Below are 13,674 nucleotides of genomic sequence, written 5' to 3'. Positions count from 1 at the left end.
CAGTTGCTGCGCTTATTTCCAAGAGGCTTTTAGCTGAGGGGTTACTGACTTATACGTGCTTTAAAACGTGCTTTTGTTGCCTCGTCGGCTTGTGAATACCAGTAATTCAACATACTCTCAGCCGTATTTTCGCCTTGCTGAGGTGCAACCGTCGCGGCCGTATTTGTCGCTGGAGTCGTGGTCGCAACAACTGCAGGTAGTGTGGTTACTGCTACCGCGCCTGCAAGTGCAGCCGGTTTAGATGTTTGGTTATACGCGGCAATTTCAGCTTCAAAGTTACGACCAAACTGGATGCCATTTTTGATAAGTCTGTCTTGTTTAAACTCAGCAGGTTTATCATTTTCATCTAGTAGTGTGATAACAGGCTTTTTGTTAAAACGGCTGCCTTCTATCTCAGATTTGATGTTAGGAAGTTTCAGTGTGTAGTCCGCATTGGTGCCATCAAATTTAATGATCATGACATTTGAACTAAACAGTGTGTAATCGCCATTATCGCGGTAACCACCTTCGTAGCGGAAAGCGACTTGGTTCATGCCGTCTTTTAGCGTTAAAGCGTCGTTACCTTCTGCACTCTTTCCATTGACTAGAATTAATTCAGCCGTTGATGGTAGCGTAAGAGTTACATCTGCCAGTGCAGGTAGGCTCACACTTGCTGCTGCAAGCGCAATAAATGCGGTTCGAAGTTTCATATCTTATCCTTGAGTCAATGCGTGATATCGCAGCTTGATAATTTACACTGCTCACTTTAACAGAAAATGAATGTAACCAGAGAGAGTATCGCCTAAATTGTTATATAGGTTGATATTTCACCACTCATCGTTGAGCAATCTCGTTGATATATCGAGGTAGATTTATGCTTTCTTGGAAGAATGGGACGGTGAATTTGCTGTGTTCCATGAAAATACTGTTCATTTCCTAGACATTACCAAACGAATTATGCTTATATAGCACCCAATAAAACACCGTTCACTTAATCGGTGTTGATGGTTAACCCCTTACTCTGATGTTATTTGGTTAATGCTGTTTGGGTGATGTGTTTTATTCCAGCTTGCGAACTGTAAATTAAGACAGCATTAAATATAAAAATACGCCTGCATAATGATAGGCAATAATAAGAAATGGATTTATGAAAAAGACACTAACGCCTTTAGCCTTAGTCGGTGCGCTTGTTGCACCTATGGTCGTTGTTTCTAATGTGGCAGCCGAGCCTGTTGCATGGGATAAGCAAGATCAAACATGGCTAACACAAGACTCAGAACATTTTTCTGTGAGCTTTCGCAATGGTCATGAGCAAGATGCCAGTCGTGCATTAGACATTGCCGAAAGAGTACATACTGAATTACTCCCATTTTTTAAAACCGCCCCAAGGCTAAAGACACAGCTTGTTCTCGTTGATGACGTGGACGTCTCAAATGGGTGGGCGACACCGGTTCCTTACCCTCAAATTCGCTTATACATGTCACCCCCTGATGATGTTAGCAGCTTGGCATCCAATGATGAGTGGATGCATAATTTACTGCGTCACGAATATACGCATATTCTTCAAATGGAATTGGGTAACGGGGCGGTAAAAGGTGTTCGTCATGTTTTAGGGCGACAAGCATTTCTTTTCCCACATGCACTCACGCCAACGTTATTGATTGAAGGGCTAGCGGTTTATTTAGAAACCAATAAAACGCTTGGGTATGGACGTCTTGAAAGTAATCATTTCGAGATGCAAATGCGCATGGAAATCGCTGAAGGACAGAAATCGCTGAATCAAGTGGTTTCTTCTGCACGTGAACTTCCATTTAATACGCATTACCTTTACGGCGCGTACTTCTATGATTATTTAGCGACTACGTATGGTGAAAAAGCCATTGAAAATTACTTACAAGATTACAGTCGGAAAATCATTCCATATTTCTTGATAAGTGGTTCAGCAGAGAGAGCCTTTGGTAAAGACTTCCTAACGTTGTGGCAAGATTTTGAAAAATACTTAGATAACAAATATAGCCAACAAATCGCACAGTTAGAATCAACCGCTGTCACAGGACAAGATGTTCAAACCTGTCTATTTCAGCAAACAACCGCGGCGAGTGTGCATGGTTTATTAGTGAACCAATCTAACGGTGAAGATCGTCCTCAGTTGAGAGCGCTGACGCTAAAAGAGGGTAGTCCTCATTGGCAGGGACTAAGCTATACCAAAGGCATCTCAGCTATGGATTCGCACCCGTCTGGTGGTCTTGCAGTTTCACGCGCAATCAGTTATGCCGATGGGCGATTAACCAATGATATTTTTATATATCAGGAAGAGAGTTGGACTCGTATTACGGATCATTCTCGATTCCAGAAAGTACGTTGGATGCCAAATGGCCAGCAATTAGTCACTAGCCGTAAAGTTGGAGGGCTAAGTGAGTTATGGTTGATTGATGCGAAAGCTGATAGCCAGCAAGAAAAGTTGTGGCAAGGAACAGAAGAATTTGTCTTAGGTGACTATGCCATTGTAGCTGATGGCTCTGCCATTATTGCGACATTAAAGCGCCCGCAGCAAGGCTGGAATCTTGAACGCTTTGATTTAGCCACGAGAACATGGCAAGCATTGACCGATACTAAAGCAACGGAAAGTACACCTGTGATGTTAGATGATGGTCGCGTGATGTATAGCGCTGACTATGATGGCATCTATAACATTTATGTGATGGATTTAGCTAACGGCGATGTTGAGCAATGGACCAGTGAAGTGGGTGGTGCTTTTGCTCCTCAATGGCAGCCTGAGTTAGGTTTGGTATACCAAGCATATAGTTCAAATGGCTATACATTGCGTGAAATGCAATCGCCTAAAGCCATCAGTAAGTTTAAAATTGCGAGTAAGAAAGGGCGCCATGATTACCCGCCAGCAGTAACCAACCATGTAGAAAAGACGCAGCCAGAACCTTATAGCGCGCTTTCTACGTTGTACCCTCGAAGCTGGTTACCCGTGTTAAGTTTAGATGATCAGCAATCGTTGGTTGGTGCATCTACCTCGGGTACCGACGCACTCAATCGTCATAGCTACTTAGTATCTGCAAGTTGGGATTTTTCAAATAACTTGGCGAATTACAATGTGCTTTATCAATACGATACACGTTGGATCGTATCAGCCCAGCGTAGTTACGAATTTGAAAAAGCACTGAAAGGCGATGATAAATACCGTATCACGAGTGAAGACGATATTGCGATACAGCGTACTAATATCTTTAACGCATTTGAAGATCAGTTAAGCCTTAATGCAGGTGTTACTTGGAGCCATGAAGGTGTTGAATCTGAACCGACAAATAGTGGCCTTAAACCGTTCAATAGCACAAACGAAGCTTTAGTCGGCTTAGGGGTAGCTTTTGATAACCGTGAAGGCTATTTGAACGTGCCGGGTACAGGCTGGGGTCATTATGCGGATTTGATCGTTGAAACTAATGAAGCCTTTAAAACTGATTACCAAGGTCAGAAGTACCAAGCGCAATGGTTAGGAACATGGGATTTACCTGCCCGTATGACACTAACAGCACGCTTAGGTGCGGGTTATGCTGATAATGATGCAAAAGCATTCCGCTTAGGTGGCGTTAACACTGCAAAAGAAGCCGTGATGTTCGGGCGAGATACGCAGGCATTACGTGGTTATGATGATAATGTAATGCGCGGTCACCGTTATTTCACACAGCGGTTAGAACTTACATCTTGGCTTGGGCGTGTAGAGAAAAACTGGGGTTTGTACCCTGTAGGGCTTGGTGATATATCGGGCTCGGTGTTTGTTGATTCTGGTGCTATGTGGGATAGCGGCACTGAGCGTAAACAGCTAACAGGTGCAGGCTTGCAGCTAACAGTTGAGGCTAAATTGGGTTACAACATAACCCTACCAGTATCGTTTGGCTATGCACGTGGACTGGATAGTGAACTGGGTAAAGATAAGCTTTATGTTCAGCTGAAGAGTGATTTTTAACGGCTAGACCGTTCTTGGTTACTATGAAATAACAATAAGCCCAGTAATTGCTGGGCTTATTATTTTCAAGCTAACTCACGGTTACTTCACGTAACACGCAAAGCCTTTCAGGTAGAAACCTTCAGGGTAAGCACTGTCTAGTGGGTGATCAGCCGCTTGGCTGAAACGTTCAATAAACTGTACTTCACGGTGCGCATCAAGCGCCGCATCGGCAATGATTTTTTGGAATAAGCCGTTATCCATTAAACCAGAGCAAGAATAAGTCAGCAGTGTACCGCCAGGTTTTAGGATCTGCATGGCTAGCATGTTGATATCTTTGTAACCACGGCATGCACCGACAAGCTGGTTTTTAGACTCAGCAAATTTAGGTGGATCCATAATAACAACATCAAAAAGCTCACCACGTTCACGGTATTCACGAAGCAGCTTAAATACATCCGCGTTCAAGAACTCAGCATTCTCTACTGGGTAGCCGTTAATCTCAGTGTTCAAGCGTGCAGTATCAAGCGCGTGTTGAGATACATCAACGTTCACAACCTTGCTTGCATTACCTTTAAGAGCATATAAACCAAAACCACCTGTGTAACAGAAGCAGTTAAGAACGCGCTTACCATTGACGTATTTAACCGCGGCTTCACGGCTATCACGTTGGTCTAGGTAGAAACCCGTTTTATGGCCACCCATGATATCAACGTTAATTTTTACGCCGTTTTCTTCGATAACAACGAATTGTGGTGGCTCTTGGCCTGATAGTACGCCAGTACGAAGTTTTAGGCCTTCTTTTTTACGAACTGCAACATCAGAGCGTTCGTAAATATTGCAATCTGGGTAGCATGTATTTAACGCTTCTACTAAAGCATCTTTTTGTACTTCAGCACCCGCACTTAATAGCTGGCAGACAAAGTAGTCTTGGTAACGGTCAATAGTGATACCAGGCAGACCATCAGATTCCGCAGCAATTAAACGGTAGCCGGTTAAGCCATCTCGCTCTGCAAGAATAGTACGTAGTGCTTGCGCTTTTTGAAGGCGATTAATGAAAAAGTTAACATCAACTTTCTCTTTTTTATCAAACGTCCAAACACGTACACGAATTTGAGATTGCGGTGAAAATGCACCACGAGCAAGCCACTCGCCTTTGTGGTCGTAAACGTCAACCGTCTCACCTAGTTCAGGTTTACCTTCAATGCGATCGATACCGCGAGAGAAAATCCAAGGATGACGACGGCGAAGTGACTTTTCACGTCCCTTTACCAAGTAGATAGATGCTGTCATGACGAGCCTAGTAGGGTATTCATATTGGGGGCGCATAATAGCAACTTCTGGTCGTAATACCAATCTGAACAAGGTATTGAAGCGATTCGCCGATAATAATAGAGGGTGGAGCGTATATAAGTATCTTGTTCGGCATGTAGAGATAAAAAACAAGCCGCAGAAGCGGCTTGTTTGTGTGTCATGTTGAGATGAGCGAATAAGTTAGGCTTTTAGGCCGCTCATTAAAGATTCCAGTACATCAGCTTGTTGATTCAAACGCTCAATTTCACCGCCTGAGGCAGAAATCATTTCAGCGATTTGGCGTGATTGCTCACGTACTTGCTCAACGCTATTCGCAATGTTGTCTGCAACGGCACCTTGTTGTTCAGCGGCGGCTGCAATTTCAGTACTGCGATCGGAAATTTGCTGATTTCGCACGGTAATTTGCCCGATTTCGTTATCAACATTGTCCATCAACTGCTCACTGTTCGATGCGTTATCAACCGTGTTTTTCATTACAGAGATCAATTGTTGGCTATTGGTTTGTAGCGCTTCAATCATCTTTTGAATTTCAACGGTCGCACTTTGTGTACGGCCCGCAAGCGTTCGAACTTCATCAGCAACCACAGCAAAACCACGGCCTTGTTCACCTGCTCGTGCTGCTTCTATCGCTGCGTTTAGGGCTAAAAGGTTGGTTTGTTCAGAAATGCTATTGATCGTGGTGACCACATCATCAATTTTTGCGGCATTACTGTCTAGCTCACTAACCGCATCAGAGGCTTGATTGATTTCGCCTGAAAGTGCCGAAATCGCAGATTTAGTTGCATTAACTTGTTCGCGACCCTTTTCACTAACTGCTTGCGCTTCACGCGTTTGGTCTGATGTATCGTGTGCATGCGTGGCAACTTCACGAATGGATGATGCCATTTCTTCTGTCGCACTTGCCAATGAATCAAGGTGCTGCTGTTGACCAGAAGACAGTGATTCACTTTGCATTGTGCTTTGACGTAATTGGCTACTAATTTGTTGCATTAACGCCGTGGCTTCTTGTGTTGCTTGCACTAGCTTTTGTTCGCGTTCTGCAACACGGTCAATGGTGATAGCTATCATGCTAAATTCATCACGCACAGGGAAAAAATCCAAACGGCCTGTTAAATCACCATCCGCTAAGTTTTGTAATGCTCTATGCATGGTAAACATCGCGCCACCAATGAAGGACATGATGTAGTAAATAGATGCCAATGTCATAAGCATGAGAATGCTTGATAAACCAATTTGAAGCGGTGATAGGTAGCTTAATACACTTTGTGGTTCTTCAGCACTAATGCTGTAATTCATACCAAGAACAGTCGAAGAAATCTCACCTGAACCAATGCGTAGACCACTGTTGATCAGCAGTGAACTCGCTTCAGAACGTTCTACTTGTTTCGCAGAGAGTAACGCAGACATTGAAGCAACATGATTTGTTGTATTTTCAATACGGTGTTTACCCGCGCTATCGACTAAAATTGCACTGATGCTGATAACTGCAATAAAAGGCAAAAGAAAAAGCAGGTAGAACTTTTCTTGTAGTTTCAGGTGAATAAGGTATTTATCAATCCATCGAAAAGCGACTTCTTTCATGTGTGTTCCTATATAAACAATAATGCACAGCAAGATAATAAAACTGTTAATACTTTATCGGGAATATGAATGTTTTCTTGAGGTGAGCTATGTCACAGATTTGTGTAAAAGCAAGTATAAAAGGACGGGTTCAGGGGGTTGGGTTTCGATTTCACACTGCCCATGAAGGTTTGAAATGTGGCTTAACAGGGTATGCGAAAAATTTACCGAATGGTTCTGTAGAGGTATTGGCTTGTGGCCATGAAGAGGCAATTACGCAGTTGTTGCTATGGCTACAAGAAGGGCCGAAGACATCAATGGTCGCTAGCGTAGAAGCGGAAGAGGTGGAATGGCGCCATATTGATGGTTTTGAAATTCTATAAGTTAACGCTGATTAGTTAACGGTGAACAGTAAAAGTACTAGCCCTGAATAAAAAGAGCAGAGTTATCCTAAGGATAGAACACTGCTCATTTTTAAAGCTAGATACATTTTACTGGCTTTGGTAAGCCCGCAAGCTTGGTTGCTTGCTTGGCTGGCCCTTTCGGGAACAGCTTATAAAGGTAGCGAGAACTGCCTTTTTCTTCGCCATACTTTTTCGCCATGGCTTTAACTAGCATGCGAACAGCTGGCGAGGTGTTGAATTCTAAGTAGAACTCACGCACAAAATGAACCACTTCCCAGTGTGCTTCTGATAGCGTAATGCTTTCTTCTTCTGCAAGCATGGGAACAAGTTCTGGGGTCCAATCCTCAACGTTTTTTAAGTAACCTTGAGCATCGGTTTCAATCGATTTACCTTGGAATTCAAGCATGGTACGCCTCAACATTTGGAACGCTGCAAGAATAGTGATTCGTTGCTATACCTGCAAGTAGAAGTTGCGCAGTTTCTCTATCATAGGCCTACACTTTGAGTCGTTGCATGATCAATAGACATAAAAAAAGCACCTCGAAAGGTGCTTTTTAAAATCTAAGTCAACGATTAATCGTTGTTACCCATGAAGCCTAGAAGTTGAAGTAGGCTCAAGAATAGGTTGTAGATAGATACATACAGCGTAACAGTTGCTGAGATGTAGCTTGTTTCACCACCGCGGATGATTGACTGTGTAGTCAGCAAAATAGCCGCTGAAGAGAACAGAACAAACATTGCGCTAATCGCAAGAGAAAGCGCTGGAAGTTGTAGGAAGATGTTCGCTACAACAGCTGCAATGATTGCGAAGAAACCAGCCATGATCATACCGTTAAGGAACGATAGGTCACGTTTTGTTGTTAGCGCGTAAGCAGAACATGCAAGGAAAGTCAGTGCAGTACCGCCAAGAGCCGTAATGATCGCATCACCCATACCTGCACCAACGTACATGTTTAGGATCGGACCTAGGGTGTAACCCATAAAGCCAGTTAGGGCGAATGTACCTACAAGGCCCATAGAGTTGTTACGGTTCTTTTCAGTTAAGAACATTAAGCCGTAGAAACCCACAAGCGTAATGATTAGGCCTGGATGCGGAAGGTTCATCGCCATTGCGAAACCAGCAACAACAGCAGACCAAACTAATGTCATTGAAAGTAAGAAATAGGTATTACGAAGTACCTTGTTTGTAGAAAGCACGCTTTCGTACGCACCACTCTGGTTAACACTACGATCGTTCATGAAGACTCCCCTTAGGGTTAATAATATTATTATCTGTTAAGACATATATGGGGTTAAAAGTTCCCTAATGCAAGTATATGCCTACATTATTTGTCACGGTTAACGCAGCTATGTCTAAGAGCTAGTGGCTAGATGATACTTAACATTTCGTTAGCGTGATCACCGAAGTTGTAAATGAATGTTACAACCCTACATTTATATGAGTGAAATCACAGTTTGCGCGCTAAACAAAGTGGCTTCCTGTTTACGTCGTAACCAAAAAAGGAAGCCATCAGGAGATTTATTTATACACGCTGATATGATCAGCTGCAAGTGTCGTCGATGTTAGTGCAATATTTGGCTCAAGAACAGTTGAGTTCGGTCTGATTGTGGGTTGTCGAAGAAGTCATGTGGATTGTTTTCTTCAATAATCTCGCCTTGGTCCATGAATATCACTCTGTCTGCAACTTGGCGGGCAAAGCCCATTTCGTGAGTAACACATAGCATTGTCATGCCTTCATCTGCCAGTTCAACCATGACATCCAACACTTCGCGTACCATTTCAGGGTCGAGTGCCGATGTTGGTTCATCGAACAGCATAATTTGTGGGTTCATACACAGGGAACGCGCAATGGCGACACGTTGCTGTTGGCCGCCAGATAATTGGCCTGGGTATTTATCGGCTTGGTCCGGGATTTTCACTCGTTCTAAATAGCGCATGGCTATTTCATCGGCTTCTTTTTTGGGCATCTTCTTCACCCAAATAGGCGCGAGCGTGCAGTTCTCTAACACGGTAAGGTGAGGGAAAAGGTTAAAGTGTTGAAAACACATGCCGACTTCTTTTCTGACAAGCTCAATGTTTTTTAGATCGTTAGTTAATTCGTTACCAGCAACAATAATTTGTCCTTTCTGGTGCTCTTCTAACCGATTGATACAGCGGATCATGGTGGATTTACCTGAGCCTGATGGGCCACAAATAACAATCTTTTCGCCCTTAGTCACATTTAAATTGATATTTTTAAGAACATGAAATTCACCGTACCACTTATTCACGTCTGTTAGCTGGATCATCGGATCCTCGATAATCGTGTTGTTTGTCATAATGCTATCCTTGCTTAACGCTTATGGCCGGTATGCAGCTTATTTTCCAAATAAATGCTGTAACGAGACATACTGAAACAGAAAACCCAAAAGACGAGGGCGACAAAAACGTAGCTCTCAGTCGCAAACCCAAGCCAGTTGGGATCGGTATTTGCGGCTTGACCGATCCCGAGTACATCAAACATACCTATGATGAGTACTAAGCTGGTGTCTTTAAATAAACCGATGAAGGTATTTACGATTGATGGAATTGTAATTTTAAGCGCTTGAGGTAAAACAATGAGATACATTTTTCGCCAATAACTTAGGCCTAACGCATCAGCTGCTTCATATTGACCATTCGGTATTGCCTGCAAACCACCACGTACGACTTCTGCCATATATGCAGCACTAAACAGCACTACACCAATTAATGCGCGCACTAATTTGTTCATTTCCATTTCACTGGTCAGGAATAGTGGCAGCATGACAGAGGCCATAAAGAGAACGGTGATGAGCGGAACACCGCGCCAAATTTCGATATAAGCCGTACAAATGCTGCGAATAATCGGCATATCTGAACGTCTACCCAGTGCAAGCAGCACACCAATAGGTAGCGATACAACAATACCGACAATGGCAATGATCAATGTGACTAATAATCCACCCCACAGGTGCGTTTCAACCACTTCAAGGCCAAACACACCACCGTAGAGTAAGATGGCAGCAAAGAACGGATAAATATTAACAAAAAACAGCCAAATCCATTTTCGTCCCGGTGTCGACTCTATTGCCAATAAAGCAATAAAAATGGCCAGAGTGAAATAGAATAATTGTGGTCGCCACAGTTGATCTGACGGGTAAAAGCCAAACATAAACTGATCAAAGCGCACGTTAATGAATACCCAACAAGCTCCGTTACTGGTGCAATCCTCTTTGGTCGTACCTATCCAATCGGCCGTTAGAAATGCCCAATCAATCACATTCCACAGCGTTGAGAGTGCAATATAGCCAAGCACAACGGTCAGAATGGTATTGATTGTCGAAGAAAATAAATGTTTTCTTGCCCAACTAACAAAGCCGATCGTATTTGCTGGTGGCGGTAGGTCTGGCTGGAATTGATGTTCACTCATACATTACCTCTCGACCAAAGCGACTTTGCTGTTGTAGATATTCATCAGATACGACGTTAGCAGGCTTAGTGTGAGATAAACCCCCATTGTCATTGCGATAATCTCTATCGCTTGTCCCGTCTGATTGAGTGTGGTGCCAGCAAAAACAGACACTAAATCTGGATAACCAATCGCCATCGCCAACGATGAGTTTTTGGTTAAATTCAAATACTGGCTGGTTAAGGGAGGAATGATGATGCGTAATGCCTGCGGAATAACCACAAAACGCAGTATTTTACCTTGCGGTAGCCCAAGGGCTGACGCTGCTTCTGTTTGGCCATAATTCACGGCATTAATCCCCGAACGGACAATTTCGGCAATAAACGACGCGGTATAGATACTTAGTGCCAATAACAGTGCAGCGAGCTCTGGCAAAATGCTAATTCCGCCGCGAAAGTTAAAGCCTTTTAGTTCTGGGTATTCCAGCGAGATAGGCATACCAGATAAAAGATAAGCAACGAAAGGTAAACCGATAGTAAGCAGCAACACTGTACGTAATATAGGTGGTTGCTCACCCGTTAACCGTTGTTTACGTGTTGCGACAATGGCATAGGCAATACTGAGTATTAATCCGATAGCCAGTGCCAATCCCATCCACATAGAACCTTGTTCGAAAACGGGTTTAGCGAAATATAATCCACGTACATTCAGGAAAACACTTTCACCTAAACTCAAGCTTTGACGAGGAGAGGGGAGTACCTGCAAAACCGCAAAGTACCAAAAAAAGATTTGCAGCAAGAGTGGAATATTACGGAAAATTTCAATGTATACCGCTGCTAAACGGCTGACAATCCAGTTGGATGACAATCTGGCAATACCAATAACAAAGCCCAAGACCGTCGCTAAAAGAATACCGAGTACAGAGACCAACGCTGTATTCAATAAACCAATAACAAAGGTACGCCCGTACGAGTAAGTTTCATTGTACTCAATTAACGTTAAGCCAATACCAAAGCCAGCCTCTTGTTCAAGAAAATCAAACCCTGTGGCGATCCCTCTAGCATCAAGATTTGCGATAGCATTACTCACGATGGAGTAGATAAAAAAGAAAAGCCCAACAACAGCGAAAACTTGAAAAATAATGGCACGAAAGGTGGGATTATAGAGCAAGCTTTGTTTTTTTGGGGTTGGGAGTGATACATCCGATGTACGTGGTGTATTTAGAGCTTCTGTCGTTTTAGGAGCCATACAACAACCTCAGTCCCTATGTGGAGGTTTAACTAGCAAGTTCTACCACCGCCAGTTAAAAAGAGAGGCGGCATCATGCCACCTCTTTATTTTTTGCTTCATTAACGGATAGGTGCAGCGTATAGAATGCCACCGTCTTTCCACAGTGCATTTAAGCCACGTTTGATCGCGAGTGGTGAGTTTTCACCAATCGTACGATCGAAGCTCTCGCCATAGTTGCCCACTTGCTTAACGATTTGGTAACCCCAATCATCACGTAATCCTAAGCCTTTACCTTTAGGACCATCCAGACCAATTAGGCGGCGAATATTTGGATCATTAGACTTTTTCATTTCATCAACATTGGCAGATGTCACGCCGTATTCTTCGGCATTAATCATTGCATTCAGCGTCCACTTAACAATGTTGAACCACTGATCATCCCCTTGACGAACAACAGGGCCTAGTGGCTCTTTAGAAATGATTTCAGGCAGAACAACGGCAGAACTTGGATCTTTAAGGTTGAGGCGGAGTGCATATAAACCTGATTGGTCGGTGGTTAATACATCACAGCGGCCTGAATCAAACCCCGCAGAGGTTTGGGGAGCGGTATCGAACACGACAGGATTATATTTCATACCATTTACACGGAAGTAATCGGCAAGGTTGAGCTCTGTTGTTGTGCCAGACTGAACACAGATAGCAGCGCCATCAAGATCTTTTGCACTCGATACACCAAGCTCTTTTTTAACCATAAAGCCTTGGCCATCATAGTAGCTAACGCCAGCAAAGTTTAAGCCCAATGAGGTATCACGATGCAATGTCCATGTTGTATTTCGTGATAACACATCGATCTCACCAGATTGCAGTGCAGTGAAACGCTCTTTCGCTGTTAGTGGAATATATTTTACTTTTGATTTGTCACCGACAGTTGCTGAAGCAATAGCTTGGCAAAATTCGACATCAATGCCTTCCCATTCACCTTTGGAGTTAGGGTTTGAAAATCCTGGCAAACCTGCGCTCACACCACACTGAACATAGCCTTGCTTCATGACTTTATCTAGCGTGCCATCAGCTGATGCGTTAGCTGAAAATAGTGCAGTTGAGGTGGCGAGGACCGCAAAAACAACTGAAAATTTGTTAGCCATTAGTACCTTCCTTTGTAAGTTTGTGATGCAGTGAAATACTGTCACAATGCATAAAGATGCAACATGCACCCTATTGTTTGTTTATAGTAAACATACTGTTAACAAAGATAAGTATAGAAACAGATACGGCTTCGTCTAACATTGAGTGTCGAATACTTCACGTTTTTTACAAAAAATTAAAGTTTAATGGAATGAAGTGCTTGCAATTAGACTTAACTTTGAAGGTAAAAAAAGTAAATAGCAGCAAGAGGCTAGAGTAATAATATGCTTACCGCGAATATATTGAAGCTTTGTGTTGGATAAAACACCAGTATGGTTGGATTGTGAGTGGCTGATATTTTTATTAAAATTAGTGCTTTACATACTTTGGGTGAGTCTATATTATTCGCCGCACTTACGGAGAGATGGCTGAGTGGTCGAAAGCACCGGTCTTGAAAACCGGCGGCGGTTTATCCCGTCCTAGGGTTCAAATCCCTATCTCTCCGCCACATTCAAGAAAACCGCTGAAATTTCAGCGGTTTTTTTTCGCCTATATTTTGTGATTAGAGATAGGGTGCGGAACCCTAGATCAGGGTTCACCTGAGCGAAGCGAAAGCACATTGCCCGTGCCGAAGGCGCGAAAAGGCAATAGCCCGAAGGGCGCGAGCTTGCGAGCAGTAAATCCCTATCTCTCCGCC

11 protein-coding genes and 1 tRNA gene are annotated in these 13,674 nt (G+C 43.3%); 3 read left to right on the top strand and 9 right to left on the bottom strand.

Going from position 1 to position 13,674, the window contains the following annotated elements; translation table 11 throughout:
* Positions 1–41 precede the first annotated feature (41 nt).
* Positions 42–689 (bottom strand): YccT family protein, encoded by a 648-nt coding sequence (locus tag ASV53_RS06550; RefSeq protein ID WP_062690476.1) that lies wholly within the window; start codon positions 687–689, stop codon positions 42–44.
* A gap of 437 nt (positions 690–1,126) precedes the next feature.
* On the opposite strand from ASV53_RS06550, the gene ASV53_RS06545 reads away from it, so the two are divergent.
* On the top strand, positions 1,127–3,955 hold the full coding sequence (locus ASV53_RS06545; protein WP_094956513.1) for a hypothetical protein: 2,829 nt from the start codon (positions 1,127–1,129) through the stop codon (positions 3,953–3,955).
* 81 nt (positions 3,956–4,036) lie between these two features.
* Here ASV53_RS06545 and ASV53_RS06540 read toward each other — a convergent pair whose 3' ends face one another.
* Positions 4,037–5,227, bottom strand: coding sequence for a class I SAM-dependent methyltransferase (locus ASV53_RS06540; RefSeq protein ID WP_062690478.1), 1,191 nt, complete (start codon positions 5,225–5,227; stop codon positions 4,037–4,039).
* 201 nt (positions 5,228–5,428) lie between these two features.
* Positions 5,429–6,829, bottom strand: a complete 1,401-nt coding sequence (locus ASV53_RS06535; protein WP_094956512.1) for a methyl-accepting chemotaxis protein — start codon at positions 6,827–6,829, stop codon at positions 5,429–5,431.
* An 89-nt stretch (positions 6,830–6,918) separates the two neighbouring features.
* Between ASV53_RS06535 and yccX the strand changes: the two genes are divergently transcribed.
* A complete protein-coding gene (yccX, locus tag ASV53_RS06530) occupies positions 6,919–7,191 on the top strand; it encodes an acylphosphatase (protein ID WP_094956511.1) in 273 nt (90 codons plus the stop codon).
* 97 nt (positions 7,192–7,288) lie between these two features.
* On the opposite strand, the gene tusE is transcribed toward yccX, so the two are convergent.
* From tusE to ASV53_RS06500, 6 genes are all read right to left on the bottom strand, one after another.
* Complete coding sequence (tusE, locus tag ASV53_RS06525; protein WP_062690480.1) at positions 7,289–7,618, bottom strand: sulfurtransferase TusE; 330 nt, start codon at positions 7,616–7,618, stop codon at positions 7,289–7,291.
* Between the two features lie 167 nt (positions 7,619–7,785).
* Positions 7,786–8,451 carry a Bax inhibitor-1/YccA family protein gene (locus tag ASV53_RS06520; protein WP_062690481.1) on the bottom strand — a complete coding sequence of 222 codons (666 nt, stop codon included), beginning with the start codon at positions 8,449–8,451 and terminating at the stop codon, positions 7,786–7,788.
* A gap of 324 nt (positions 8,452–8,775) precedes the next feature.
* On the bottom strand, positions 8,776–9,531 hold the full coding sequence (locus tag ASV53_RS06515) for an amino acid ABC transporter ATP-binding protein (RefSeq protein ID WP_094956510.1): 756 nt from the start codon (positions 9,529–9,531) through the stop codon (positions 8,776–8,778).
* Positions 9,532–9,545: 14 nt separating this feature from the next.
* Positions 9,546–10,643: an amino acid ABC transporter permease gene (locus tag ASV53_RS06510; RefSeq protein ID WP_094956509.1), complete on the bottom strand. Its 1,098-nt coding sequence runs from the start codon at positions 10,641–10,643 to the stop codon at positions 9,546–9,548.
* Between the two features lie 3 nt (positions 10,644–10,646).
* Entirely contained in the window at positions 10,647–11,870 is a 1,224-nt protein-coding gene (locus tag ASV53_RS06505) for an amino acid ABC transporter permease (protein ID WP_094956508.1), read from the bottom strand.
* A 101-nt stretch (positions 11,871–11,971) separates the two neighbouring features.
* A complete protein-coding gene (locus ASV53_RS06500) occupies positions 11,972–12,997 on the bottom strand; it encodes an amino acid ABC transporter substrate-binding protein (RefSeq protein WP_062690484.1) in 1,026 nt (341 codons plus the stop codon).
* A gap of 398 nt (positions 12,998–13,395) precedes the next feature.
* Here ASV53_RS06500 and ASV53_RS06495 point away from each other — a divergent pair.
* Positions 13,396–13,485 (top strand) — tRNA-Ser (locus tag ASV53_RS06495).
* The last annotated feature ends 189 nt before the right edge of the window (positions 13,486–13,674 follow it).

The organism is Photobacterium sanguinicancri, assembly GCF_002265265.1.
GTDB lineage: Bacteria > Pseudomonadota > Gammaproteobacteria > Enterobacterales > Vibrionaceae > Photobacterium > Photobacterium sanguinicancri.
The sequence above is the reverse complement of the archived record's forward strand: the minus strand, read 5'-3'. Positions and strand labels throughout refer to the sequence as shown.